Source organism: Vibrio sp. 10N.222.49.C9, assembly GCF_041474985.1.
Classification (GTDB): domain Bacteria; phylum Pseudomonadota; class Gammaproteobacteria; order Enterobacterales; family Vibrionaceae; genus Vibrio; species Vibrio crassostreae_C.
This window is the reverse complement of record NZ_JBFRVD010000747.1, coordinates 1-282: the sequence shown is the minus strand read 5'-3', so window position 1 is coordinate 282 and position 282 is coordinate 1. Positions and strand designations below refer to the sequence as shown.

The 282-nt window shown below is 42.9% G+C and carries 1 protein-coding gene; it reads left to right on the top strand.

Annotation, left to right across the window (positions count from 1 at the left end; translation table 11 throughout):
• Nucleotides 1-188 (top strand): coproporphyrinogen III oxidase (locus AB4585_RS25385; protein WP_372171548.1); only part of this gene is annotated, 188 nt, incomplete at its 5' end.
• Nucleotides 189-282 lie beyond the last annotated feature (94 nt).

Sequence of the window (282 nt, the reverse complement as noted above, 5' to 3'; positions counted from 1 at the left end):
GTCGCTATGTAGAGTTCAACCTCGTCTATGACAGAGGCACCCTGTTCGGTTTACAGAGTAAGGGAAGAACGGAATCTATCTTGATGTCTATGCCACCATTAGCACGATGGGAGTATAACTATCAGGTAGAAGAGGGGTCGCATGAAGCTCTGCTGTATAACGAGTACTTATCACCAAGAGAGTGGTAGTGCTTTTTCTTCGCCGTTATCAGTGATAGGTTCATAGTCAGTCGTTTTAATCAGTAGTAATTCAATCAGGTAGGAAGATGAATCAGTCAATTGA